The 25586-nt window shown below is 65.4% G+C and carries 23 protein-coding genes; 7 read left to right on the top strand and 16 right to left on the bottom strand.

Annotated elements, in window-relative coordinates:
• Positions 1–21: 21 nt before the first annotated feature.
• The 3 genes from cysM to CLU87_RS14735 all read left to right on the top strand — a co-directional run bounded on the left by cysM (position 22) and on the right by CLU87_RS14735 (position 1866).
• Positions 22–924 (top strand): cysteine synthase CysM, encoded by a 903-nt coding sequence (cysM, locus tag CLU87_RS14745; RefSeq protein ID WP_015015341.1) that lies wholly within the window; start codon positions 22–24, stop codon positions 922–924.
• A gap of 124 nt (positions 925–1048) precedes the next feature.
• The gene (locus CLU87_RS14740; RefSeq protein ID WP_056748250.1) at positions 1049–1633 is read left to right on the top strand and encodes an NUDIX domain-containing protein; all 585 of its coding nucleotides are present in this window, start codon (positions 1049–1051) and stop codon (positions 1631–1633) included.
• A 5-nt stretch (positions 1634–1638) separates the two neighbouring features.
• The gene (locus CLU87_RS14735; protein WP_056067086.1) at positions 1639–1866 is read left to right on the top strand and encodes a sulfurtransferase TusA family protein; all 228 of its coding nucleotides are present in this window, start codon (positions 1639–1641) and stop codon (positions 1864–1866) included.
• 83 nt (positions 1867–1949) lie between these two features.
• Here CLU87_RS14735 and galU read toward each other — a convergent pair whose 3' ends face one another.
• Together galU and CLU87_RS14725 are read right to left on the bottom strand one after the other, a co-directional pair.
• Complete coding sequence (galU, locus tag CLU87_RS14730; RefSeq protein WP_056066808.1) at positions 1950–2837, bottom strand: UTP--glucose-1-phosphate uridylyltransferase GalU; 888 nt, start codon at positions 2835–2837, stop codon at positions 1950–1952.
• Between the two features lie 133 nt (positions 2838–2970).
• Positions 2971–5868: a valine--tRNA ligase gene (locus CLU87_RS14725; RefSeq protein ID WP_099730935.1), complete on the bottom strand. Its 2898-nt coding sequence runs from the start codon at positions 5866–5868 to the stop codon at positions 2971–2973.
• A gap of 352 nt (positions 5869–6220) precedes the next feature.
• Here CLU87_RS14725 and CLU87_RS14720 point away from each other — a divergent pair, with 352 nt between their 5' ends.
• A complete protein-coding gene (locus CLU87_RS14720) occupies positions 6221–8080 on the top strand; it encodes a M48 family metallopeptidase (protein ID WP_099730934.1) in 1860 nt (619 codons plus the stop codon).
• Positions 8081–8255: 175 nt separating this feature from the next.
• Here CLU87_RS14720 and CLU87_RS14715 read toward each other — a convergent pair whose 3' ends face one another.
• From CLU87_RS14715 to hemC, 8 genes are all read right to left on the bottom strand, one after another.
• Positions 8256–8879, bottom strand: coding sequence for a VOC family protein (locus tag CLU87_RS14715; protein ID WP_099730933.1), 624 nt, complete (start codon positions 8877–8879; stop codon positions 8256–8258).
• Between the two features lie 211 nt (positions 8880–9090).
• Positions 9091–9666, bottom strand: a complete 576-nt coding sequence (locus CLU87_RS14710) for a YceI family protein (RefSeq protein WP_099730932.1) — start codon at positions 9664–9666, stop codon at positions 9091–9093.
• Positions 9667–9783: 117 nt separating this feature from the next.
• Positions 9784–10359 (bottom strand): YceI family protein, encoded by a 576-nt coding sequence (locus tag CLU87_RS14705; RefSeq protein ID WP_099730931.1) that lies wholly within the window; start codon positions 10357–10359, stop codon positions 9784–9786.
• A gap of 119 nt (positions 10360–10478) precedes the next feature.
• Positions 10479–11051 (bottom strand): cytochrome b, encoded by a 573-nt coding sequence (locus CLU87_RS14700; RefSeq protein ID WP_099730930.1) that lies wholly within the window; start codon positions 11049–11051, stop codon positions 10479–10481.
• A 378-nt stretch (positions 11052–11429) separates the two neighbouring features.
• Positions 11430–12707 (bottom strand): heme biosynthesis protein HemY, encoded by a 1278-nt coding sequence (locus tag CLU87_RS14695; protein ID WP_099730929.1) that lies wholly within the window; start codon positions 12705–12707, stop codon positions 11430–11432.
• A gap of 4 nt (positions 12708–12711) precedes the next feature.
• Positions 12712–13845, bottom strand: a complete 1134-nt coding sequence (locus tag CLU87_RS14690) for a uroporphyrinogen-III C-methyltransferase (RefSeq protein ID WP_099730928.1) — start codon at positions 13843–13845, stop codon at positions 12712–12714.
• Positions 13842–14669, bottom strand: coding sequence for a uroporphyrinogen-III synthase (locus CLU87_RS14685; RefSeq protein WP_099730927.1), 828 nt, complete (start codon positions 14667–14669; stop codon positions 13842–13844). Before CLU87_RS14685 ends, CLU87_RS14690 begins: the two co-directional genes overlap by 4 nt.
• Before the next feature lie 9 nt (positions 14670–14678).
• Entirely contained in the window at positions 14679–15611 is a 933-nt protein-coding gene (gene hemC, locus CLU87_RS14680) for a hydroxymethylbilane synthase (RefSeq protein WP_099730926.1), read from the bottom strand.
• Positions 15612–15744: 133 nt separating this feature from the next.
• Between hemC and ppc the strand changes: the two genes are divergently transcribed.
• Positions 15745–18534, top strand: coding sequence for a phosphoenolpyruvate carboxylase (ppc, locus tag CLU87_RS14675; RefSeq protein WP_099730925.1), 2790 nt, complete (start codon positions 15745–15747; stop codon positions 18532–18534).
• 206 nt (positions 18535–18740) lie between these two features.
• Here the strand turns inward: ppc and CLU87_RS14670 are convergent, their stop codons facing one another.
• A complete protein-coding gene (locus CLU87_RS14670) occupies positions 18741–19034 on the bottom strand; it encodes a DUF4148 domain-containing protein (RefSeq protein WP_099730924.1) in 294 nt (97 codons plus the stop codon).
• A gap of 351 nt (positions 19035–19385) precedes the next feature.
• Positions 19386–20483 (bottom strand): AI-2E family transporter, encoded by a 1098-nt coding sequence (locus CLU87_RS14665; RefSeq protein WP_099730923.1) that lies wholly within the window; start codon positions 20481–20483, stop codon positions 19386–19388.
• Positions 20484–20854: 371 nt separating this feature from the next.
• On the opposite strand from CLU87_RS14665, the gene CLU87_RS14660 reads away from it, so the two are divergent.
• Together CLU87_RS14660 and CLU87_RS14655 are read left to right on the top strand one after the other, a co-directional pair.
• Positions 20855–21589, top strand: a complete 735-nt coding sequence (locus CLU87_RS14660; RefSeq protein ID WP_199170834.1) for a hypothetical protein — start codon at positions 20855–20857, stop codon at positions 21587–21589.
• Positions 21586–22167, top strand: a complete 582-nt coding sequence (locus tag CLU87_RS14655; protein WP_056748227.1) for a FlgO family outer membrane protein — start codon at positions 21586–21588, stop codon at positions 22165–22167. Before CLU87_RS14660 ends, CLU87_RS14655 begins: the two co-directional genes overlap by 4 nt.
• A 163-nt stretch (positions 22168–22330) precedes the next feature.
• On the opposite strand, the gene flhC is transcribed toward CLU87_RS14655, so the two are convergent.
• The 4 genes from flhC to CLU87_RS14635 form a co-directional block, all read right to left on the bottom strand.
• Positions 22331–22894, bottom strand: a complete 564-nt coding sequence (gene flhC / locus CLU87_RS14650; protein ID WP_015015271.1) for a flagellar transcriptional regulator FlhC — start codon at positions 22892–22894, stop codon at positions 22331–22333.
• Positions 22895–22938: 44 nt separating this feature from the next.
• Complete coding sequence (flhD, locus tag CLU87_RS14645) at positions 22939–23265, bottom strand: flagellar transcriptional regulator FlhD (RefSeq protein WP_015015270.1); 327 nt, start codon at positions 23263–23265, stop codon at positions 22939–22941.
• A gap of 327 nt (positions 23266–23592) precedes the next feature.
• Positions 23593–24498: a sulfurtransferase gene (locus tag CLU87_RS14640; protein ID WP_099730921.1), complete on the bottom strand. Its 906-nt coding sequence runs from the start codon at positions 24496–24498 to the stop codon at positions 23593–23595.
• Between the two features lie 101 nt (positions 24499–24599).
• Positions 24600–25511, bottom strand: coding sequence for a DMT family transporter (locus CLU87_RS14635; RefSeq protein ID WP_099730920.1), 912 nt, complete (start codon positions 25509–25511; stop codon positions 24600–24602).
• Positions 25512–25586 lie beyond the last annotated feature (75 nt).

Here is a 25586-nt window from a genome sequence, read left to right as displayed (position 1 = left end):
AATTATGGCACAGTAGGGCGTATGAAATATCCGACGATTGAAGACGCGGTAGGCAACACGCCGCTGGTGGCGCTGCAGCGCATTGGGGCCCAGGACAACGCCGCGCGGGGCAATGTGGTGCTCGGCAAGCTGGAAGGCAACAACCCGGCGGGGTCCGTCAAGGACCGGCCTGCACTGTCGATGATCCGCCGCGCCGAAGAGCGTGGCGATATCCGCCCTGGCGACACGCTGATCGAGGCCACGTCGGGCAATACCGGCATCGCTTTGGCGATGGCCGCGGCCATCAAGGGCTACCGCATGGTGCTGGTGATGCCCGAGGATTTGTCCATCGAGCGTGCGCAGACCATGAAGGCCTTTGGTGCCGAGCTGGTGCTCACACCCAAGAGCGGCGGTATGGAGCACGCCCGCGACCTGGCCGAGGCCATGCAAAAGCGTGGTGAGGGCAAGGTGCTGGACCAGTTTGGCAACCCCGACAACCCCCGCATTCACTACGAAACCACGGGCCCCGAGATCTGGGAGCAGACCGGCGGGCGCATCACCCACTTTGTGAGCGCGATGGGCACCACGGGCACCATCACGGGCGTGTCGCGGTTCCTCAAGGAGAAGAACCCTGCCATCCAGATCATCGGTGCACAGCCCGAAGAAGGCTCGCGCATCCCGGGCATCCGCAAGTGGCCGCAGGAGTACCTGCCCAAGATTTATGACGCCAGCACGGTCGATGAGCTGGTGTATGTGAGCCAGGACAGCGCCGAAGACATGTGCCGCCGCCTCGCGCGCGAAGAGGGCATTTTTGCCGGCATCTCGGCTGCAGGCGCGTGCTGGGTGGCGCAGCAGATCGCTGCGCGCGACAGCAATGCCACCATCGTCTTCATCGTGTGCGATCGGGGCGACCGGTATTTGTCGACCGGGGTGTTTCCTGCGTGACCTGTGAAACGGCCTGCGCAGTGGGCTCCAGGGGCATTGCCGGGTGCCTCTTCGCAGGTTTTTGAATCAGAATGGCTGCTTGTGCTAGTTGAACATGCCTCAGCAGCTACATAAAAGATAGCATATGCCCTACGAAGTCCGTTTTTGCCCCCACTGTGCCACCGAGTTGCAGCCCATCACGCTGGCCGAAGACGGCGGCGACAAGGAGCGGCTGCGCTGCCCCGCCTGCGGCTGGACGCACTGGAACAACCCCACGCCCGTGCTGGCTGCCATTGTGGAGATCGACGGCAAGGTGCTGCTGGCGCGCAATGCGGCATGGCCGGGCAAGATGTTTGCGCTGATCACCGGCTTCATGGAGGCGGGCGAGTCGCCCCAGGAGGGCATTGCGCGCGAGGTCAAGGAGGAGACCAACCTCGATGTGCAGTCCACCACCCTGGTGGGTGCCTACGAGTTTTTGCGCATGAACCAGGTCATCATTGCCTACCACGTGGTGGCCACCGGGCAGGTGCAACTGTCGCCGGAGCTGGTGGACTACCGGTTGTACGATCTGCCAGACCTCAAATGCTGGCCTGCGGGCACGGGCTACGCGCTGGCCGACTGGCTGCGCACACGGGGCCACGAGCCCGTGTTTTTCACGGCCGAAGAAAATGCAGAACGCCGCCGTGGGCTGGACGAACAAGCCCCGGCCGCGACGCCGCCAAAGGATTGATGACCATGGACATTCACAAAGAAATCGACACCCGGGGCCTGAACTGCCCCCTGCCCATCCTCAAGGCCAAGAAGGCGCTGTCGGACATGGCTAGCGGCCAGTTGCTCAAGGTGGTGGCCACCGACAACGGATCGCTGCGCGACTTTCAGGCGTTTGCCAAGCAGACTGGCAACGAACTGGTGGAGCAACAGACCGTGGGCGAGGAGTTCATCCACATCCTGCGCCGCCGTTGAACGTGAAAATAGCTGCCAGCGCTTATCCAATAAGCACGGGCAGCTATCGATTATGAAGTTTCAGAGGACTTGGCTGGCTGCGTTTACAGCGCCAGGTTCTTTAAGTAGTCTCGGAAGTGCGCCCCCACCTGCGGGTGCTGCAGGGCCAGTTCCACCGTCGCTTCCAGAAACCCTTCCTTGCTGCCGCAGTCGTAGCGTTTGCCTTCGTACTGGAAGGCGTAGACGGCTTCATTGTTCATCAGGCGCGCAATGCCGTCGGTGAGTTGGATCTCGCCGCCCACGCCGCGCGGCTGGTTGCGGATCTCGTCAAACACGCCGGGCGTGAGGATGTAGCGGCCCGCCACGCCCATGCGCGAGGGGGCATCGGCCGCCTTGGGCTTTTCGACAATGCGCTGGATGCGGATCAACGGGCCACCGGCAGGCTCGCCCGCCACAATGCCGTACTTGTGCACCTGGTCCTCGGGCACCTCTTGCACGGCGATCACCGAGCGGCCTTGCTGGCGGAACGCGGTCGCCATCTGCGCCAGCACGGGCTGACCACCCTGGGGGCCCACCATCAAATCGTCGGCCAGCAGCACGGCAAAGGGCTCCTTGCCCACCAGGGGCTCCGCGCACAACACCGCGTGGCCCAGGCCCAGCGAGCGCGGCTGGCGCACAAAGGCGCAGTCCATGTCGCTGGGCTGGATGGAGCGCACCAGCTCCAGCAGTTCCTTCTTGCCGGCTGCCTCCAGCTCGGCCTCCAGCTCGTAGGCGGTGTCGAAGTGGTCTTCAATGGCGCGCTTGCTGCGGCCAGTCACAAAAATCATGTGGCGGATGCCGGCGGCGTAGGCCTCTTCCACTGCGTACTGGATCAGTGGCTTGTCCACCACGGGCAGCATCTCCTTGGGGCTGGCCTTGGTGGCGGGCAGAAAACGCGTGCCCAGTCCGGCAACGGGGAAAACGGCTTTGCGAACGGTCGTGGCAACAGTCATGGGGCTCCTCTGGACGGATGGGTGGCGGTGTGCACGGGCTGCACTGCAGCCCGCAACCCACACCGGCAAAACATGAAAACGGGGCGGGCAGCCCCTACGGGACGGGCTGCCATGGCGCAGTATGGCCCGGGTTTTAGCCCAGCCGTGTCAGCTGATCGCGCAATCTGCCCAGCGTGGCGCCGAAGTCGGCAATGCGCTTTTTCTCCTGCTCGATCACTGCCGCAGGGGCCTTGGCCACAAAGGCTTCTTTGGACAGCTTGTTGTTCGCCTTGGTGATCTCGCCGTCGATGCGGGCGATTTCCTTGGACAGGCGCGCCTTCTCGGCCGCCACGTCGATCTCCATGTACAGGCACATGCGGGCGTCACCCACCACGGCCACAGGCGCGGCCTGTGCGGCGGCGGCCCAGGCGGACTCGTCGTCAAACACCTTCACCTCGCTGAGCTTGGCCAGCGCTTGCAGCACCGGGCCCACGCCACGCATGAACTCGGTGTCGCCCACCACGTACAGGGGCAGGCGGGTGGAGGGAGACACGTTCATCTCGCCCCGCAGCGCGCGGCATGCGTCCACCAGGCCCTTCACGCGGCCCATGTGGGCAATCGCGGCCTCGTCGATCTTCTCGGGCTGGGCCTGGGGGTAGCGCGCAATGCTGACCGATTCGCCCGGGATGCCGGCCACAGGTGCCACCACCTGCCACAGGGCCTCGGTGATGAACGGGATGATGGGGTGGGCCAGGCGCAGGATGGCTTCCAGCGTGCGGATCAGCGTGCGGCGCGTGGCGCGTTGCTGCGCTTCGGTACCGTTCTGGATCTGCACCTTGGCGATCTCCAGGTACCAGTCGCAGTACTCGTTCCAGACGAAGTCGTAGATCGTGTTGGCCACGTTGTCCAGGCGGTATTCCTCAAAGCCCTTGGCGACTTCGGCCTCGGTCTTTTGCAGCAGCGAGCTGATCCAGCGGTCGGCCTGGCTGAACTGCATGTAGCCGTGGGCCGGGCCGCCGGGCTGGCACTCTTCCTTGGTGTGCTCCTTCAGGCCACAGTCCTGGCCCTCGCAGTTCATCAGCACGAAGCGGCTGGCGTTCCAGAGCTTGTTGCAGAAGTTGCGGTAGCCCTCGCAGCGCTTGCTGTCGAAGTTGATGCTGCGGCCCAGCGATGCCAATGCGGCAAACGTGAAGCGCAGCGCATCGGCGCCGTAGGCGGGAATGCCCTCGGGGAATTCCTTTTGCGTGTTCTTGCGCACCGTGGGCGCGGTCTCGGGCTTGCGCAGGCCGGTGGTGCGCTTGTCCAGCAGGGGCTCCAGCGCGATGCCGTCGATCAGGTCCACCGGGTCGAGCACGTTGCCTTCGGACTTGCTCATCTTCTTGCCCTGCGCGTCGCGCACCAGGCCGTGGATGTACACATGCTTGAACGGCACGCGGCCCGTGAAGTGCGTGGTCATCATGATCATCCGGGCGACCCAGAAGAAGATGATGTCGTAGCCCGTGACCAGCACGGTGCTGGGCAGGTACAGGTTGAAGTCGTCGGTGGCGCTGTCGCCCTGGTTGGGCCAGCCCATGGTGCTGAAGGGCACGAGGGCGGACGAGTACCAGGTGTCCAGCACATCCTCGTCGCGACGCAGCTTTTTGCCGGGCGCCTTGGCCTGGGCCTCGGCTTCGTCGCGTGCCACGATCACGTTGCCGTCTTCGTCGTACCAGGCCGGAATCTGGTGGCCCCACCACAGCTGGCGGCTGATGCACCAGTCCTGGATGTTGTTCATCCACTGGTTGTAGGTGTTCACCCAGTTCTCGGGCACAAACGTCACCTCGCCGCTGGCCACGGCGTCGATGGCCTTTTGCGCGATGCTCTTGCCCGTGGGGTCCTGGTCGCTCACCTTGCTCATGGCCACGAACCATTGGTCGGTCAGCATGGGCTCGATCACTTGGCCGGTGCGGGTGCAGATCGGCACCATGAGCTTGTGCTTCTTCACCTCGACCAGCGCACCGATGGCTTCGAGGTCGGCCACCACGGCCTTGCGGGCCACGAAGCGGTCCATGCCCTGGTACTTGGCGGGGGCGTTCTCGTTGATGGTGGCCTGCAGGGTCAGCACCACGATCATGGGCAGCTTGTGGCGCTGGCCCACGGCGTAGTCGTTTTGGTCGTGCGCTGGCGTCACCTTCACCACGCCCGTGCCAAATTCCTTGTCGACGTACTCGTCGGCGATCACCGGGATCTGGCGGTCGCACAGCGGCAGGTTGACCATCTTGCCGATGAGGTGCGTGTAGCGGGCATCCTCGGGGTGCACCATCAGCGCCGCGTCGCCCAGCATGGTTTCAGGCCGGGTGGTGGCCACCGTCAGGCTGCCCGATCCATCGGCCAGCGGGTAAGCGATGTGCCACAGCGAGCCGTCTTTTTCTTCGCTCTCGACTTCCAGGTCGGACACGGCGGACTGCAGCTTCGGGTCCCAGTTCACCAGGCGCTTGCCGCGGTAGATCAGGCCCTGTTCGTAGAGCTTCACGAAGGTGTCGGTGACCACCTTGGAGAGCTTGTCGTCCATGGTGAAGTATTCACGGCTCCAGTCCACGCTGTCGCCCATGCGGCGCATCTGCGTGGTGATGGTGTTGCCGGACTTTTCCTTCCACTCCCACACCTTGCTCACAAAATTCTTGCGCGCCTCGGGCGGGGTGGGGCCCATGTCGTAGCGGCTGATGCCTTGCTCCTGCAGCTGGCGCTCCACCACGATCTGCGTGGCGATGCCCGCGTGGTCGGTGCCCGGCACCCACACCGTGTTGAAGCCGCGCATGCGGTGGTAGCGCGTGAGGCTGTCCATGATCGTCTGGTTGAACGCATGGCCCATGTGCAGCGTGCCCGTCACGTTGGGGGGCGGCAGCTGGATGGAAAAGGCGGGTTCGCCCGCCTGGGGCTGGCCCGTGCCACGGTGGCCTGCGGTGCCATACCCGCGCTTTTCCCATTCGGGGCCCCAGTGGGCTTCCAGCGCGGCAGGTTCAAACGACTTGGACAGGCTTTCGAGGCCGGGTTGTGGTTGGGGCGTGCTCATGGGGTGTCGCAGTGGGGGCAGTGGGACGGAGCGGCCGCAGGGAGCGCTCCGACGAACAAGAGGGTGAACCGCACATTTTAAGGGACCGCCACCCCGGCGCTGGCCCCGCGGGGGCTTGGGCCGTTTGGCAATCGCGCGCCGTCTGTCGGCCGATTCTTTCCAATGGTTACCTTGAGCCTGGGTGCGCGGGTGAATGCGTCCTGATAATCCCGCCCGATAGAGCGAGGAGGGCGCGGCAACGCGGACCAAGTTCTACGGATCACGATTTACAACAAGGACTGGTGCGGTGGCTTGCGGGGGGCGTTCAGCCTTCCGGTGCCACGGTGCCGGGCCGTCACAACCATCCGAACCTATGACGTTTCAATCTGCCTGGCGCCTGGGCCTGGTCAAGGTCTTTGCCTATGCGCTGCTGGCGCTGCTTCTGGTGCCTGCGGTGACCTACGTGTTCACCCGCCATGTCCAGACCGACCAGGACACCCGTTTTGTGGCAGGCATCAGCCAGCGCATCGATGCCGAAAAGGGCCTGCCCGCCGACGAGAAACAGGCGCGCAAGGACTACTACCGCAGCAACCCGCCGTCCACCATCTGCAGCAATGCAGACCCTGAGGCCCGCGAATACCGCGAGGCGCTGTGCGACACCTTCTCCGATGTCTGGCAGTTCCACATGGCGCGCAAGCTGTCGCTGTGGACGCTGGTGGCCAGTGCGGCGCTGCTGCTGGCGGTGCTGGGGCTGGGGGCGCTGGCGTTTGCCGACCGTACGCTGCAGTACGCGAGCTTTGTGGCGGGCTGGCGCCTGACCTCCTGGGCCAGCGCCACGGCGCTGGTGGTGCAAGGGGCGATGGCCGTGTGGCTGTCGTTCTGGGTCACGGCGTTTTTCTTCCACAAGTACTCGCCCAAGCTGGTGCTGTTTGTGGGGTTTGCCGTGGCGGCGGGGGTGCTGGTGGCGGTGGCGGGCATCTTCAAGCGGGTGCAGTCCAGCAACCAGGTGGTGGGCGAGCTGGTGGCCGAGGCCGATGCGCCGCTGCTGTGGCAGCGCATCCGCCACCTGGCGCAGCGCCTGAAGACAGAGCCGCCCCGGCACATCGTGGCGGGCATTGATGCCAACTTCTTCGTGACGGAGGCCCCGATCACCGTGGGCCAACAGACCCTCACGGGCCGCACGCTGTTTGTGAGCCTGCCGCTGCTGCGCATCCTGGACCAGACCGAGGCCGATGCCGTGCTGGGCCATGAACTGGCCCACCTGCGCGGGGGCGACACGCGGCGCAGCGCGCAGCTGGGGCCCAAGCTGGTGCAGTTTGACCACTACCGCCATGCCGTCCGCACGGGCGGGCTGTCGGCCATAGCGTCGCCGCTGCTGGACCTGTACCGCACCATCTTCGAGATCGCCCTGGCCAGTGACAGCCGGGAGCGCGAGTTCAAGGCCGACCGCCTGGCTGCCAAACTGGTGAGCCCTGCAGCGATTGCGCAGTCGCTGGTCAAGATCGCGGCCTACGCCCAGTACCGCTACCGCATCGAGGATGAACTGTTTGGCCGCAACGAGCGGCACGACAACAGCACGCTCGGCATCGCCAGTTTTGTGGCCCAGGGGCTGGCGCCCTACGCGGCGTCGCCCGACTTTGTGGATGCAATGAAGACGGCCAATGTGCCGCACCCGTTCGACTCGCACCCCGCCATGCCCGAGCGCCTGCGCAACGTGGGCATGGCCCTGAAAGAGCGCGACTACGGCGCGATTGCCCTGCGGGTGCCCGCCACCACCTGGGTGCAGGAGATATTGACCGCCGAGGCGATCGAGCAGCGGCTGTGGAGCGCCTACGAGCAGCAGTTTGCGCAAGACCACGAGCGCAGCCTGGCCTACCGCTACGAGCCTGCGAACGACGAGGAGCGGGCCCTGGTGCTGCAGTACTTCCCGCCCGTGGTGTTTGCCCTCAAGGGCGACGCGACGGTGGAGGTGAGCATTGACGGTATCCGTACCTCGGCCGATGAGACCACGGTGTTCTGGGACGCCATCAAGGGGCTGGAATTCAAGGAAAGCAGCTTTGGCAACGCGCTGATCGTGACCCACCCCGAAAAGAACGCCCTGGGCCTGGGCGCCAAGACCAGCAAGATCAAGCTGCCCGGTCTCAAGAAGGACAAGGACCAGTTCAACGCCGTGGTCAGCCACTACTGGCAGCGCCACCAGATCATGCGTGCGCAGCAACAGGCAGCGGGATGATTGCTATATTTTGTATAGCTACTGAGGCAATAGGATGTAGCGCTTCAGCGCTGTAGGGCTAAAAATCCCATCGCAAAGCGGGGGGAGGGCCGTTGGACGGGGCTGCGCACCCCATCCAGCGCAGCCAGCCCCGTGGACCGTGGGGCGGTGCGTGGGGGCGTGTGGTCAGGCCGGCTTACTTGCGCACAAACTCCGGCCGGTCGTTTTGCTGGGGCTTGAGCGGCGCATCCACCTTGCCTTCGGCGCGTTCCTTGCGCCATTGCTCCTTGCGCGCCGTCCACTCGCGCAGGCGGGCGTGGGCCACGGTGCTGTCTTTTTCCATCTGCTCGTCATTGGCCAGCTGGGCCGACAGCTCCAGGCGAATGCCGTTGGGGTCGAAGAAATAGATGCTCTTGAAGATGTGGTGGTCCGTCACGCCCAACACTTCCACACCATGCGCCTCCAGGCGCTGCTTGGTGTTCTCCAGCTCCTGCACGGTGTTCACGCGGAACGCGATGTGGTTGACCCACAGGGGCGTGTTGGGCGAGGGCTCGGCCTTCACGTCGTCGCCCAGGTCGAAAAAGGCGATGAACGAGCCGTCCTGCAGGCGGAAGAAGAAGTGGGTGTAGGGGCAGTACTCGCCGGTGCTGGGCACATAGTCGCTCTGGATGATGTGGTACAGCGGCAAGCCCAGGATGTCTTCATAGAACTGGCGCGTTTCCTCGGCGTCGCGGGCCTTGTAGGCGTAGTGGTGCAACTGCTGGATGGCGGCGGGGGCCGGCAGGTTGGCCAGGTCGGTCGGGTTCAGAACGGCGTTCATGCAGAGTCTCCTCAAATCGGTGAACGCAATTCTACTATTCGTAATTGATTTACGTTAAGTTAATTTTTATACCCAGAGGGCTGGCAGATGAGGACGGGCTTGCCCCAAAAAAAAGCCACCCGGCGCAAGGCGCACGGGTGGCTGGTCGCAAGCAGCCGGAGGCGGGGCGGAGCAAGTCAGCCCGCTGCACCCCAGGTCCGCTCGGCCTGGTTTACTGCTTCACGGCTTCAATCTGCACCACCAGGCGCACGTTCTTGGGGAAGCCCCATTCCACGCCGTAGTTCATGCCCCACTGGGTGCGGTCGATGGTGGCTTCAAAGTCGCCGCCGCACACTTCGCGCTTGAGCATGGGGCTGTCGTAGCAGTTGAACTGGTTGGCCTTGAGGGTCAAGGGGGCGGTCTTGCCCAGCAGTGTGAGCTGGCCTTCGACGCTGGCGACCTTGTCGCCGTTGAAGACGAACTTGCTGGAGACAAACTTCATCGTGGGGTGCTTGGCAGCGTCGAACAGGTCGGCGCTTTGCAGGTGCTTGTCAAACGCGGGGGTGCCCGTGTTCACCGAGGTCACGTCGAACGTGATCTCGGCCTTGCCCGACTTGCCAGCCTTGTCGAGCTGGACGGTGCCTTCCTTCTTGTCGAAGCGCCCGCGGTTCACGGCGGCGCCAAAGTGGCTGATCTCGAACGAGGCAAAGGTGTGCGTCGGGTCGATGGCGTAGTTGGCCGATTGGGCTTGGGCAGCACCGGCGAACAGGGTGGCAGCGGCGGCCAGGGCGAAGAGGGACTTGCGCATGGAAACTCCTGATAGATCAAAAAGGAAAGGACAAGGGAAAAGGGGAAGGCGCCACCCGCCGGGTCTGTGCCCGGACGGCAGGCTGAGGCCGGTAGGGCCCGGGCAGAGGGGTGACGCTCAGAGCTTGCCGACGCCGGTCAGCGCGAGCTTGAACTTGACCTGGACGTCGTCGGCCACCATGGAGGTGTCGGCCCACTCGTTTTCGCCGATCTTGAAGGCCAGCCGCTTGATGGGCAGCGCGCCTGTGGCTGTGGTGGTGGGGCCGCTTTGGGTCAGCGTCACGGGCACCACCACGTTCTGGCTGTTGCCCTTGATGGTGAGCGCGCCCGCCACTTCAAACTTGCCGCCGCCCAGGGCCTTGATGCTGGACGACACGAATTGGGCCTGTGGGAACTTGGGCACGTTGAACCACGCGGGCTTGGGCAGCTCTGCATCGGTCTCGCGCGAACCCAGCGTGGCGCTGCCAGTGTCCACCGTGAAGGCGATCTTGCTGGTGGCCAGTTTGGCCGGGTCAAACGCTACCTGGGCGCTGAACTTCTTGAACTGGCCTTCCAGTGGCACGCCCATCTGGCGGGCGATGAACTGCACCTCGCTCTGCGCGGGCACCAGCTGCTGCTGGGCCAGGGCGGCTTGCGCGCCCGCAACGAGGGCAGCGCCGATCACGATGCGGGACAAGGTAGAAGACAGATGCATGCAGAAACTCCGTTCAATTCACAAAAGGTGGACGCGGTGGTCGCAGGGGGGCGAGCGACCTTTGAGGTGGGCAAGGCACCCACCAGGGGTTGCCATGGCGCCCCGCAGGTGGAGGCTGGTTATTTCCCGGGGAGCATGCGGTTCAGCAGGCCATCACGGTCGACCAGCTGGTGCTTGAGCGCTGCGGCGATGTGCAGCAGCGCCAGCGCGGCCAATGCAAACGCGGTGTACTGGTGCCAGGGCTTGATGGCCTCGGCCAGGTCCTTGCTCACCGGCACAAAGTCGGGCAGCTGCCACAAGCCCAGGAACACGATGGGGAACCCCGCCGCCGAGCTGTAGGCCCAGCCAATCAGGGGCACGGCAAAGAAGAGCACGTACAGCAGGTGTTGGGTGCCGTGGTGTGCCAGCTTCTGCCAGCCGGGCATGGTCTTCTCGACCGCCTTGGGCAGCGCCGGTGGGCGGTGCGTGGCGCGCCACAGCAGGCGCAGCGCCGATAGCACCAGGATGGTCACACCGGCCCATTTGTGCCAGTTGTACAGCTTCAGCCGTTGGGGCGAAAAGGGCAGGTCGGCCATGTAGACGCCGACGCCAAACAGAGCGATCAGCGCCAGGCCCAGCACCCAGTGCAACAGCATGGCAGTGCGCGTGTACCGGCGCGGGGTGTCGGGGGTCGTCGTGTAAGTGGCTGTCATCAGCGAATCTGGAGGTCGGTGCACAAAGGAGGTGAGCGAAGGCTGCAAGGGCCGCCGGACTTGGCGGCACAACGCGCTGGGCGATGGCGCAGTGTAGGAAGCGCTGGCTGTGATCAGCTTCAGGCAGATTGATGCCTTGATTCAAATTTATTGAATCGATATGCCTTGAGCGCTCAAAGTTCCCCAATGCTGTGCAATTTCTGCGGAGCGGCTGTTTGCTGGCATCCGCAGGGCACCGGCGTGGCGCCTGCCTGAACCTTGCTGGTGCGCCGGTGCCCCTGTGGAGACACCTTGGCGAATGGGGGAGGTGGCCGCATCAAGTGCAGCGATGGCGGGCGGTACGGGGGCGGGGCGCCAGAGCACCCCGCAATGCCCCGGTTATCGGGCCAGCGCGGCCTGTTTCCAGGCGCTGACGGCGGCGCTGTCGTCGCCGCGTTGCTCGGCCAGTTCCGCCACGTGGCGCCAGGCACTGGCGCGCATTGGCGCGTCGTTGAGCTGTTGGGCTGCCTGGGTCAGCAACTGCTGGGCTTTGCCCCACAGCTGGCGCTTGAGGCAGGCCATGCCCGCCAGGTATTGCAGGCGGGCGTCGCGTGGGTTGGCTTGCAGGGCGGACTCGATGCGGGCCAGCCAGGGCCCGTCGAGCGCATCCAGCCCCGCCTCCAGCGCACGCACCAGTTTGAGGGCGTGTTGCTCGGCCAAGGCATCGGGCAGCTCCACCATGCGTTCCCAAACGGGCAGCAACCAGGCACGCACCTGCGTGGCATCGCCACCCAGTGCGGCCAGCCGCTGCGCGGCATGGATGGCCAGCTCGGGCATGCTGCGCTCGCTGGTCTCCAGAGACAGCCAGATCTGCTGCAACTGAGCGACATCGTGCGCGCTGTTGATGAGTTCGGTGGCCAGGCCGCGCACGATGCTCTGTGCGGCATTGGGTGAGAACGCACGGTGCTTGCCCAGCAGGCGTGCGGTGTCCAGTGCTTCTTGCGTCTGGCGCGCCAGACGGGTGGCCTTGAGCTTGATGCGCAGCGCCAGGGTGCGCCGCGCGGCTCCCTGGGGCAGCGCTGCCAGGCGGTCGAGCGCCGCGTTGGCATCGCGGTCGTCCAGCGACCAGCGGGCGGCGCGCATCTGGGCGCCTTCGTGCATTTCCTGCTCGTTGATGGAGCCGCGCATGGGGGCTTCCTGCAGTGCATCCTGCAAGTGGCTTTCGCGCGTGGCGCGGTCTTGCAGTGCGTGAGACGCTTCTGCCGCAATCATGTGGGCCAGGGCACGCAGCTGCTTGCCGTGGGGCACGGCCTCGCCGCTGGCCTCCAGCGCGTGTTCTTGCGACAGCGCGGCCACAGCGGCCTTGCGCGAGCGGATGAACCGGCCGCCCAGCATGTGGGTCAAGGCGTCGAGCAGTGCGCCGTGCATGGCACGCTCTTTTTGCTGCACGCGCCAGCGGCGTGCCTGGTGTGGCAGCGCCAGCAGCGCCGCCAGGGCCCGCAGCGCCGCATAAACGGTGACAAAGCCGCCCACCAGCAGCAACACCACCATGTTGAGCGACAGGTCGATGCGATAAGGCGGCCAGTACAGGGTGACGGTGCCCTGGTTGTTGCCCGCAAACAGCGCGGCCGCCACCGCCACGCCAAACAACGCCAAAAGCCAAAGTGCAGCACGCATATCGTCAACGTCCCGCCGCGGCGGTGGCCAGGGCCGACAGGGTTTCGTCCAGGCGCGGCAGCTCGGCCGCCTTCATGCTGGCCTGGGCCTGCTGCAGGGTGGAGGCCACGTTCTGGGTGCGGCGCGATGCGGGGTCGAAATACTTATTGAGCGCTGCGGTGGCCGCGGTCAGGTCGGCACGGGCCGACTCGAACTGGCGTGCCAGGATGCCCAGGCGTGCATTGAGCAGCTTGAACTTGAGGTTCTCGCGCAAAAAGAAGGTCTGCTCCGGTGCCAGCAAGATGGCTTCGGGCTGGTCGATGCGGCTCACGCGCACCAGGCTGCGGGCCTCGTCGCGCACCACCTCCCAGCTGCGCTGCAGGGCCGCTTGCCACCAGGCCAGGCCCTCGGTGGGGGCGGGGGCACTGCCAGGGGCTGCGGGGCCGGCGGACAGGCGCTTGGTCGAGGCGGCCTGGGCCACGGCATTGAGCACGGGCAGGTCGTCCACCTGGCGCACCAGGTCGTCCAGGCGGGCCAGCAGGCCGGCGGTGTCGGTCACGGTGGCGCGGGTCAGGCGGTCCAGGTCGCGGCCGATGGCGCGCTGCACGGGGGCCAGGCGGGGCTGGGCAGAGCGCTCGATGCGTTGGTTTGCGCTTTTGAGCGCTGCCACAAGCGGCTCCAGGCTGCCGGTGAGCTGGGCCTGTTGCTGCGCCAGGCGGATGGCCGACTCAATGTCCACCACCAGGTTTTCATCGCGCGAACGCGACAGGCTTTGCATGAGTTCTTCGAGCTGGCTGCGCTGCAGGGCGACCTCGCTCACGCGGGCTTCCGCCACCGACAGGCGTGCCGCCGTGTCGCGCACCAGCTCTTCGGCCTGGCGGGCCATGGTGCGGGCCTCGATGGCCAGGGCGCCCGAGTCGGCGGACTGCCGGGCCAGTTGTTCCTGGATGGCGCTGAGCTTTTGCCACAGCAGGCCGCTGCTCACCAATGCGGCCACCGCCACGGTGCCCAACAGCAAGGTCATGGCGCCACTGCGGCCGGTGGCAGCGGCTGGCGCAGCGGCCGAGGAGGCCGGGCTCACTGCTGGCGCGCCCACAGCGGCGGCCACAGGGGCTGCAGGGGGCGTGGAGGGCAGATCGTCGGGGGGCGCAGAACTCATGCGGCCGATTCTATCGAGGCCACCACATCTTCCAGCGCCGGACGGCATTCCCGCAGGGTGCCAAAGCCCGCTGCGCGGGCCGCTTCGGCGATGCGCGGGTGGGTGGCCAGCGCCTGTGCAGCGCCCCAGTATTGGCCGGGCAGGGCCTCGGCCAGGTGGGCCACCGCCTCGGAACTGCTCAGCAGCCAGACGGAGCCATCGTGCGCCGCCTGTCGCGCCAGCGCCACCTCCTGGGCCGTGAAGCGGGGCGCGCCGCGTTGGTAGGCCACCACAAACTCCACCTGACCGTCCCGCGCCTCGATCTGCTGGGCCAGCCACTCGCGGCCATTGCCCTGGGGCGATTCGTGTGCGCCCTGCTGCGTGGCCGAGCGACCGCGAACGATCAGCACGCGGTCGCCAGGCCGCACCTGGGGGGCCACCTGGCGCCACAGCGCTTCCGAGTCGAACTGCGGCGCGTCGGGCGCGGGCCCGTCGATGGCGCTGCGCGGCACGCCCGCCTGCTCCAGCGCGCGAGCGGTACCTGGGCCAGGTGCCCATGCTCTTGTTTTTGTAGCTGCCAGGGCATGAATATCTAGCGCTACAGGGTGATTTGACTCAAAGAAGTGCGCCACGGCGTTGCCGCTGACAAACATCAGGGCGCGGTAGTTGCCGACGTTGGCGCGGGCCGCGTCCAGCGCCTGTCGCAGTGCAGCGTCCGTGCAGGGGCCAATCGCAATCAGGGGCAGCGCCACAGCCTGTATGCCGTGTGCGCCCAGTTGCGTTACCCAATGCGCCGCTTCGCGGGCAGGGCGTGTGACGATGACCCGGGGCGCTGAGGTGCCCATCTCAGGCTCTTAGGCCGGGGTGACGCCGCGCGCACCCTCAGCACGCAGGCGCTGCGCGATCGCGTCGCCCAGTGCTTCCGCCTGCGCCAGTGTGGTGACCGGGGCAGAGGCCTGAGCGCGCACCAGCGGGGCTTTGTCCTCGGGGTCGCCCCAGGCGGCGTCCAGCTGCAGTACGCCCTGGGTGAAAGTGCCGTGCGCTGCCAAGGGCATCGAGCAGCTGCCCCCCATGGCGCGGCTCACGGCGCGCTCGGCGGCCACGGTCAGCCAGGTGGTCTGGTGGGCCAGCGGTGCCAGCGCGTCGATCAGGTCTTGCCGGTCGCTGCGCACCTCGATGCCCAGCGCGCCCTGGCCTGCAGCAGGCAGCATGGCGCTGGGCTCGAACGTGGTGCGGATGCGGGCTTCCAGCCCCAGGCGCTTGAGGCCTGCGGCGGCCAGCACGATGGCGTCGTACTGGCCTTCGTCCAGTTTGCGCAGGCGGGTGTCGAGGTTGCCGCGCAGGGGCTCGATCTTCAGGTCAGGCCGCAGAGCCTGCAGCAGCACCTGGCGGCGCAGGCTCGACGTGCCCACCACGGCACCCTGCGGCAGGGCGTCCAGGTTCTCGTAGCGGGGGGAGACAAAGGCATCGCGCGGGTCTTCGCGCTCCATCACGCAGGCCAGGGCAAAGCCCTCGGGCAGCTCCATGGGCACGTCCTTGAGCGAATGCACGGCAATGTGGGCGCGGCCTTCTTCCAGCGCCACTTCCAGCTCTTTCACAAACAGGCCCTTGCCGCCCACCTTGCTGAGGGACTTGTCCAGAATCTGGTCGCCCTTGGTGGTCATGCCCAGCAGTTGCACGCTGTGGCCACGGGCTTCGAGCAGCGCTTTGACATGCTCGGCCTGCCACAGCGCAAGGCGACTTTCGCGGGTGGCGATGACGATGGGGGGCGTTGGCGAGGGGCTCAAGTTCGTAACCTGTTTGTAATTATTCAGCGGCGCAGGATGCTAGCATGCGCCCGCACTGGGGCTGGTGCGGCCTGCGGCCATGCGGGCTCAGCTCAACGCGCCAGGCCATCCCACCCATCCCGGAGACTCCTGCATGAAACGATCCGACAAGGACCAGCCCCTGATTGATGACATCCGCCTGCTGGGCCGCATTCTGGGCGACGTGATCCGGGAGCAGGAGGGGGTGGAGGCTTATGAGCTGGTCGAGCAGGTCCGCAAGCTCTCCGTGGCCTTCCGCCGCGACGCCGACCAGGAGGCCGACCGCGCGCTCAAGAAGCTGCTCAAGTCCCTGTCGGGCGACCAGACGGTGAGCGTGATCCGCGCCTTCACCTATTTCAGCCACCTGGCCAACCTGGCCGAAGACCGCCACCACATCCGCCGCCGCGCTGTGCACGAGCGCGCAGGCGACACGCAAGAGGGTAGCATCGAGGTCGCCCTGTCGCGCCTGCGCTGGGCTGGCATTGCGCCCAAGACGATTTCGCAGACGCTGGCGGGCAGCTACGTGGCCCCCGTGCTCACGGCCCATCCCACCGAGGTGCAGCGCAAGAGCATTCTGGACGCCGAGCGAGACATCGCCCAGTTGCTGGCCACGCGCGACGACATCCAGGTGCGCGCCCAGCTCTACAACAGTGCCAAGGACGCGCTCACCCCGCGCGAGCTGGCTGCCAACGAAGCCCTGCTGCGGGCCCGTGTGGCGCAGTTGTGGCAGACGCGCCTGCTGCGCTACAGCAAGCTCACCGTGGCCGACGAGATCGAGAACGCGCTGTCGTATTACGAAGCGACCTTCCTGCGCGAGATCCCCAAGATCTACGCCGACCTCGAAAGCGAACTCGGTCAGTACCCCGTGCACAGCTTCTTGCGCATGGGCCAGTGGATTGGCGGCGACCGCGATGGCAACCCCAATGTGACCGCGCAGACCTTGCAATACGCCCTGGGCCGCCAGGCCGAGGTGGCGTTGCGCCACTACCTTACGGAAGTGCACTACCTGGGCGGCGAGCTGTCGCTGTCGGCCCGCCTGGTGCAGGTGTCCGCCGAGATGGAGGCGCTGGCCCAACGTTCGCCCGATACCAATGAGCACCGGCAGGACGAACCCTACCGCCGTGCGCTGACTGGCATCTATGCGCGCCTTGCCGCATCGCTCAAGGACCTGACTGGTGGCGAAGCCGCGCGCCATGCCGTGGCCCCGCAAAACGCCTACGCCAGCGCCGAAGAGTTCCTGGCCGACCTGCGGGTGATCGAAGCGTCCCTCAAGTCGCACCATGGCGAAGCCCTGGCCGCAGAGCGGCTGCATCCGCTGATCCGCGCCGTGCAGGTGTTCGGCTTTCACCTGGCCACGGTAGACCTGCGCCAAAGCTCCGACAAACATGAAGAAGTGGTGGCCGAGCTGCTGGCCAAGGCCCGTATCGAGCCCAAATACGCCAGCCTGCAAGAGGCCGCCAAGCGCGCCCTGCTCATCAAGCTGCTCAACGACGCCCGCCCCCTGCGCGTGGTGGGCGCCGAATACTCGGCCCACACCCAGGGCGAGCTGGCCATCTTTGAAACCGCCCGCGTCATGCGCGAGCGCTTCGGCCACGAAGCCATCCGCCACTACATCATCAGCCACACCGAAACGGTGAGCGACCTGCTCGAAGTGCTGCTGCTGCAAAAGGAAGTGGGCCTGATGAACGGCACGCTGGATGCCGAGTCGAAGAACCACCTCATCGTGGTGCCCCTGTTCGAGACCATCGAAGACCTGCGCAACGCCGCGCCCATCATGCGCGAGTTCTACAGCCTGCCCGGCGTGGCAGCCCTGGTGCAACGCAGCGGCGGCGAGCAAGACATCATGCTCGGCTACAGCGACAGCAACAAGGATGGCGGTATCTTCACCAGCAACTGGGAGCTGTACCGCGCCGAGATCGCTCTCGTCGAACTCTTCGATGAACTCGCCACCACCCACGGCATCCAGCTGCGCATGTTCCATGGCCGGGGCGGCACCGTGGGCCGGGGCGGCGGCCCGAGCTACCAGGCCATTCTGGCGCAGCCCCCTGGCACCGTGCGCGGCCAGATCCGTCTGACGGAGCAGGGCGAGGTCATTGCCTCCAAATACGCCAACCCCGAAATCGGCCGCCGCAACCTGGAAACTCTGGTCGCCGCCACGCTCGAAGCCACCCTGCTGCAGCCCACCAAGCCCGCCACCAAGGCGTTTCTGGATGCTGCTGCGCAGCTCTCGCTGGCCAGCATGGGCAGCTACCGTGCGCTGGTGTACGAGACCCCGGGCTTTACCGACTACTTCTTCAACTCCACGCCCATCCGCGAGATCGCCGAGCTGAACATTGGCTCGCGCCCTGCCAGCCGCAAGGCCAGCCAGAAGATCGAAGACTTGCGCGCCATCCCCTGGGGCTTCAGCTGGGGCCAGTGCCGCCTCACGCTGCCCGGCTGGTTCGGTTTTGGCTCGGCGGTGGAAGCCTTCATCAACACCGAAGGCAAGGACCCCAAGGCCCAGCTGGCGCTGCTGCAGAAGATGTACCGCCAGTGGCCGTTCTTCCGCACGCTGCTGTCCAACATGGACATGGTGCTGGCCAAGAGCGACCTGGCCCTGGCGTCGCGCTACAGCGAACTCGTGACCGACGCGCGTCTACGCAAAAAGGTGTTCACCAGCATCGAGGCCGAGTGGCACCGCACGGCCGATGCACTCACCCGCATCACGGGCGACAAGCAGCGCCTGACGCACAACACGGCGCTGGCGCGGTCCATCAAGCACCGCTTCCCGTACATCGATCCGCTGCACCACTTGCAGGTCGAGCTGGTGCGCCGCTGGCGCGCAGGGCAGGGCGACGAGCGGGTGCAGACCGGGATCCACATCTCCATCAACGGGATTGCAGCGGGGCTGCGCAATACGGGTTGATCTGCGGGCACAGCGGTCCGAAAACGCACTTTCCAGCCTGCTGCTATCGCGGGCACCCACAACAAAAAGGGCTCCCAATGGGAGCCCAGTTTGTTTGGCCAGTGTGGAACTGTGTGTCTAAAACACCTCCCATGGCAGCAGCATCCGCACCGCGCGAAGTGCCGCCACCATGGGAAGTCCCGCAACTGCGTCAATCGGTCATGCGATTACATGGCGCTGAATTCGCCCGAAGGGATCTGGCCGGTGCGCAGAGCTTCGGCAGCCTGGGCACGCACGGCAGCACGGTCAGCGGTGGATTTATAGGTCACCACACGCGAACCTGCTGGCTCGATGCTGCGTGTTTGAGCCACGGTGGCAGCTTCGGTAGCCACTTCAGCGCGGGTGCGGTTCGTGTCGAACTTCAGGGCAAATTGCGAGCCATCGGCTTCATCTGCATGGGCACCAAAAGCGGCGAAAGCAGCAACAGCAGCGACGGAGAGGAAACGGGCGGTCTTGTTCATGATGAAAATCCTTGAAAGTTAAAAAGCGTCTCAAAAAAGCCGGGTCAAAAATCATTCCTGAACCGGGTTCGGTGAGTCGCCTTGCGGGTTCGGCTCATCGATGGGTTGAACTGTACGCCGATGGTGTTCAGGGAAAAACCACCCAGTCGCAAACTAACTGTTCCAGTATTGGAAACAATCACCAACGACAGTTGGGTGGCGCAGTTGCGCCCTGGTGTTCGGTAATTCGGGGAGCTGCATCTCTGGTGCGATGCCAGAGTCCACGTGTGGAACAGGTGCAGAGATCCGGACCGCCCGAGCCGCAGTGACGGCGTCAGTGGCAGACGCCGCGTCGCTCGGTGGCCAAGTCGCTCAGTCGCCCAGCAACTCGCCCACGGCCTTCAGGTCTTCCACCCGGTCGCACACGGCCTTCACGGCCATCATCACCGGGATGCCCAGCAGCAGTCCCCACAGGCCCCACAGCCAGCCCCAGGCCAGCACGCTGATGAACACGGCCACGGGGCTCATGCTGCTGGTGCGGCTGGTGAGCCAGGGGGTCAGCAGGTTGCCGATCAGCGTGTGGATGACCAGCGAGGCACCGCCAATGGCCATGGCCATGTCGAGCGTGCCAAACTGCAAGAAAGCCACCAGGGCCGAGGCCCCTGTGACCAGCGCCGAGCCGATGTACGGCGCGAGGTTGAGCACGGCGGCCACCACGCCCCATACGGCGGCGTTTTCGAGCCCCAAAGCCCAATAGGCCGCGCCGGTGGCCAGGCCGACCAGCACGCTGGTGAACACCTGCAGCAGCAGATAACGCTGTATCTGCTGGGTGATGTCCTGCAGCACATGGATGGTGACCTTGCGCCGCTCCAGGCTGGTGCCCGCAATGCGCAGCAGCTTGTCTCGGAACAGGTTGCCCGAGGCGAGAGCGAAGTAGGTCAGGAACACCACCACCATCAGCTGCCCCAGCGCCGACATCAGGCCCATGGTGCCGCTCCAGAGGTAGTCGCGGATGTTGAAGGGCGGGCGCTCCACGATCACCCGCTGCACGCCCCGGCGGGGCGCTGCGCTGCTGGCGCTGTTTTCGTTGGCGGCCTGCTCGATCTGGGTGGCCGCCTTCTGCACGGTGTCCAGCGGACTGCTGCCACCCGCGCGTGCCTTGAGGTTGTCGCGGACCTTCTTGGCGGCGACAGGGACCGAGTCCACCAGTTGGGCCGCCCCGTCACTCAGCGACCAGGCCGTGCTGGCCAGCCCGGCAACGATGGCCACCAGCAACAAGCCCGCCCCCAGCGCCCGCGGCACATGCCACCGGGCCATCATCTCCACCGCTGGCCGCAGCGCAATGGTCAGCAGCAGGCTCAGCATGATCGGGATGAACACCGCACTGGCCCAGTGCAGCAGCGCGACGCTGGCGAACAGTGCCAGCAACGCGAGGGAGAGGTTGCGCACGTCCACAGGCATGTGGAGCATGAGGGGCGCGTGAGGCGCTGGTGCTGAAACCGGAGGCGCAGGGACTGTGGGTGCGTCCGCGTGCGCGTCGGCGATTGGAGTGTGGCTGGCATCTGCTGCGACCTGGCTGGTCACCGCTTGGTCGGGGCTGCCATCGTCAACGGCGGCTGTCGTTGGGCTGGTGGGTGCGGAAGGAGCAGCAGAGGGCGCGGTCATGCGCGGATTGTGCGGCAGGCCGGGTACGGGCTTTGTAGGTGGCCATCCCAACGCCGGCGGCGTTGGCAAAGTGCGACGGAAAACGGGGTTTGTTCCCGCGATGGTGCTTTGCTGAGGCCATTAGGATGATGCGATGCAATTGGACGGCATCACAACATGACAAGGGGCGTGTGCGCATGAATCCTCAACACTCCCTCCGTGGGCGCGTGTTCGCGATGGCAGCACTGGCGGTGTTGCTGGGCGGATGCTCGTCGCTGGATGTTCCGCGTGCCGACAACTATCCAGCCACCGACCAGAAGAAAGCGCGCGCCGTGCACCACTGGGATGTGTTGGCCGACGACGTGGCGGGCCGCATCGCGGGCAAGATCGGTGCCTGGCCAGCCGGCGAGTACCCTATCTACCTGGCGCCGAGCCCTGGCGACACTAGTTTCAACAACGGCTTTCGCAAGCTGCTGATCACGCGCCTGCTGGATCGTGGCGTGGTGTTGTCCACGCAACCCACGGCAGTCACGCTCACATTCGAAACTCAGGTGGTCCAGCACAACGCGCGCGTGCAAACCTGGGGACCCATGCCGTGGACGCGTCTGGCGCTGGGCGTGGGCGTGGCGCGAGACTGGTATCTGTTCCGCCAGGGGGTCGGGTCGATGCTGGCGGGCGTTGCCACCCTTGGCGCGGTGACGGACCTCACGCAATACGCCATCGACGGATCTGCCGCAGGCGGGCCGACGCGCACAGAGGTGCTCATCACGACGTCACTCGAAAGCGGTGACCGCTATCTGGCGAGCACGGCAGACGTGTACTACGTTGAGCCCGATGATTCGCCGCTGTACAAAACGCAGTTACCACCGCCTCCGCCACCACCGCCCCCCCCACCCACCCCCGTTAAAACTTGGCGGGTGGTGGCACCATGATGCGCCGTTTCCATCCCGGCAAGCTCAGGTCCGCGTGGTGCTTGGGCATGGTGGTGGTGTCGGCCCTGGCGCTGCAGGGCTGCTCGACCAACCCGGTCCACAGCTACTACTACGGCAATAGTGCGGGTGGCGTGTCGCGCACCGACCTGATCGAGGTGAACGACCGGGCAACGGATGCCTTGCTGCTCAACGCGCCGCTGGACGCGAGCCAGCCGCTGTTGGTGGCCACCCTGGTCAATGTGGACCGGCTCAACGAGTCGTCGCGGCTGGGGCGCATCTTTTCGGAGCAGATCGCGGGGCGCATGGTGCAGCGCGGGCTGCGCGTGACGGAGGTGAAGCTGCGCGACAACCTGGTTTTGCACCGCGAACAGGGCGAGTTGCTGCTGTCGCGCGAGGTGCGGGAGGTCAGCCAGGCGCAGAACGCGCAGGCCGTGGTCGTGGGCACGTACGCGGTGTCGGCCTCGGTGGTGTACATCAGCCTTAAGCTGGTGAACCCGGTGGGCAACCATGTGATTGCGGCGCACAACTACGCGGTGCCCGTGGACGAGAACGTGCGCACCTTGCTTGCGGGGCGTTGATGGGTGGATCGGCGTTCTGCCTTGCACCACATTCCATCGGCAGACAGCAGACAGCAAAAAGGCCCCGAATAGGGCCTTATTTGTTTGCTATCTAATCAATAGCTAGAGCGGCAACATGCACTAGCGCATCGGGCGCTTTTGGCTCAAAAAACACGCCAACGTGTCAATGCAACATCAGCGCACCGGCGGTCTTGCTCTTGCCGGCACGGGCGGGTGGGTTGCACAGGCCGCAGGTGAAATGGCGGTTTTCGTACAGCTCGGTCACGAACTGGCCGCTGCACTGGCTGCACTTGGTGCGGGTCAACATGCCGGCGTCCACGAATTTCACCAGGCGCCAGGCGCGGGTGAAGGACAGCAGGGGTTCGATCTCGGCTGTGGCGACTTGTTCGTTGTACAGGCGGTAGGCCTTGGTCAGCAGCTCCACCGAATCCAGGTCCACGCCCTTGGACAGGTACTCGTAGATGTTCAAAAACAGCGAGCTGTGGATGTTCTCTTGCCAGGTCAGGAACCAGTCGGTGGAGAAGGGCAGCTGGCCTTTGGAGGGCGACTTGCCCGCGATCTCCTTGTACAGGCGGATCAGGCGTTCATACGACAGCGTGGTCTCGGACTCCAGCACCTGCATGCGGGCGCCCATCTGGATCAGCATGGCTGCGCGTTCGATCTGCTTGGATTCATTCAGAACGCTTTTGACAGGGGCTTTGGCGGCGGCGGTGGTGGTGGAGGACATGGCGGGCTTTCGGTGAGAACTGGACAACGCTGCGGGCTAGTGCTTCAGAGCACTTCCGACACGCGGCTGGCCATCAGGATGTTGGCGTGCAGGGTGTTGGTGGCGTCGTTGCCCACCTTCTTGGCCGAGTGGTTGGTCAGCAAGCTCCACACCAGGTTGTCGTCCACGCGGAAGCTGCAAAGTAGCGTGTTGCGGGAGGCCAGTTTCATCACTTGCGCAGCCGACAGCGAAGCGAGAATATCGGCAGACTCTTCGTTCATGCCCAGACGGAAAACCGCTTCGGCCTTGTCCTGACGGATCAGGGTTTGGGCCAGCATCAGGTAGGTGAGGTTGGCTTCGCGGATTTCAGCGAGGATTTGTTCGTTGGTCATGGCGGCTTCCTTTTTTCCAGTACCGGGTCTTGCGTGGCCTGCTGACTGCAGGTTTTGCGTGATCCGTTGAAATGGATTGTGAAACCGCCCCAATCAGAAATTAAGTCGGGGTTTGGCTGTGCCGCGTGTCTGGTTTCGCGGTGGGCTGTGTAGGAATTTGCCCTACAAGCAGATCAGGCGTCTGCTGGCTTTCAAGAGGGGTGCATCTGCTGCGTTGGCAGGCACCGGTCCCCGAATTCTGCTCATGGTTTTGATAGCGCCTGCAAAACCATCTTTTTTGCGCTTTTGCAACCGGCGGCGTTCGTTAGGCGCCGCAGTCAGCGCTGTTCAGCCTTTTTCGACGGGGCGAGTTGGGTCTGAACACCATTCGCTCCAGCTGCCCGCAAACAGTGCGGTGTGCCCCAGGCCGGCAATCTCCATGGCCAGCAGATTGGGCACGGCGCTCACGCCGCTGCCGCACTGGTGCACCACGGTTGCAGGATTGCGGCCTGCCAACAAGGCGTCGAACTCTACGCGCAGTGTGGCTGCGGGTTTGAAGCGGCCGTCGGCGCCGATGTTTTCGGCAAACGGTCGGTTGAGTGCGCCCGGAATGTGGCCGGCCACCGGGTCCAGCGGCTCCACCTCGCCCCGGTAGCGGGCGCCGGCGCGGGCATCGATCACGGTCTGGTCATTGGGGCGTTGCAGGCGTGCCAGGACATCTCTGGCCGTGGCCAGTTGGCGTAAGGGCTCGTTCAGTGCAAAGTGGGACTGGAAGTGCGAGGGCTCTTCACCGCTGTTCACCGCACCCCCTGCGGCCTGCCAGGCCTGCAGCCCGCCGTCGAGCACGGCCACGGCGTCATGGCCCGCCCATTTGAGCATCCACCACAGGCGGCCGCAGTAGTTGGCGCCCTGGCGGTCGTACACCACGGCCTGCATGTTGTTGGCAAAACCCACGCTGGACAGCCACATGGCAAAACGTTCGCGGCTGGGCAGCGGGTGGCGGCCGCCGGATGCGGGCTGGTCAGCCTCCTGCGCCGTCACAGTGCCGGTGGCGCCGGGCGCGCCGTGCTTGGCGCTCAGGTCGTTGTCCAGGTTGGCATACACGGCGCCGGGGATATGGGCTTGCGCATATTGCTGCGCGCCGGCCGTCGGTTGCATGAGTTCGAAGCTGCAATCAAACACCATCAGCGGCGCACCGCTGGCGATGAGGGCTTGCAGGTCGGGGGCGGAGATGAGCGTGGTGTAGGTGGTCATCGGCAGATCAGGTGCAAAGCAACCGGTTGGGCGGGGAGGCCTCCATTGTGGCCATCCCGATGGGGACTGTCCTCGCCTGCGCGCATTGGTTTTTGTATCGGTCAGTGTTCTTCGGCCGGTGCGCCGGGCGCGGCCCGGGCCCGCAAGATGGTGGCCACAATGCCGCTGCCCACGATGAGGGCCATGCCGATCCAGCCGATGGGCGGGATCTTGTCGCCAAACAACAGCACGCTGTAGACGGCGGCAAACACGATGCCCGAATACTGCAGATTGGCCACCACCAGCGTGCCGCGCTGGGTCTTGGCGCTGGCGTAAGCCTTGGTCATGCACAGTTGCCCGCCAGCCGCCAGCACCCCGATGGGCAGCAGCCACAGCGCTTGCCAGCCCGGCCAGTCCGACATGCCGGTGAACAGCATGGCAAAGCCGCCCGCCACCGCGGAGCCCACCGCAAAGTAGAAGACGGTGCGCGACTCAGGCTCGCCCAGGCGCGACAGCGCCACCACCTGCATGTAGGCAAATGCGGCTGACAAGCCGGACATGAGGCCAATCATCCCGGCGAACGCCTGGTTCTGGTCCAGGCTGGGGCGCAGCATCAGCACCACGCCCACGAACCCGGTGAGCACCGTCAGCACCAGCGGGCCTTGCAGGGCAGGCCGGGGCGTGGCGGCGGAGGGTCGCCAGGCCAGCAGCGTGCCGCCGACCAGGAAGGCCGCGATCCACACGCTGCTCATGTAGTTGAGCGTCATGGCGGTGGCCAGCGGCAGGTGCGCAATGGCGTAGAACCATGCGCCCAGCGACGCCACCCCCACGAGGCTGCGCCAGGCGTGCATGCCGGGGTACCGCGTGGACAGCGTCACTTTTTGCGAGCGTGACAGCAGCCAGAGAATCAACATGCCGATGAGGCCCCGGTAACACACCAGCTCGGCGGAGTTGAAGAAGTCCGAGGCGATCTTGACGCACACGCCCATGCTGGCAAACAGGAACGCGGCCAACACCATCCAGAGGGCTTGCATCGGGTTGTGATCTCTTGAAGCGCGCCGTGGGGCGCAAAAATGAAAATAGCTGTCAGCGCTTATTTTTTAAGCACT

The organism is Acidovorax sp. 59 (assembly GCF_002754175.1).
Taxonomy (GTDB): Bacteria; Pseudomonadota; Gammaproteobacteria; order Burkholderiales; family Burkholderiaceae_C; genus Acidovorax; species Acidovorax delafieldii.
This window is presented reverse-complemented; position numbering and strand designations above follow the sequence as displayed.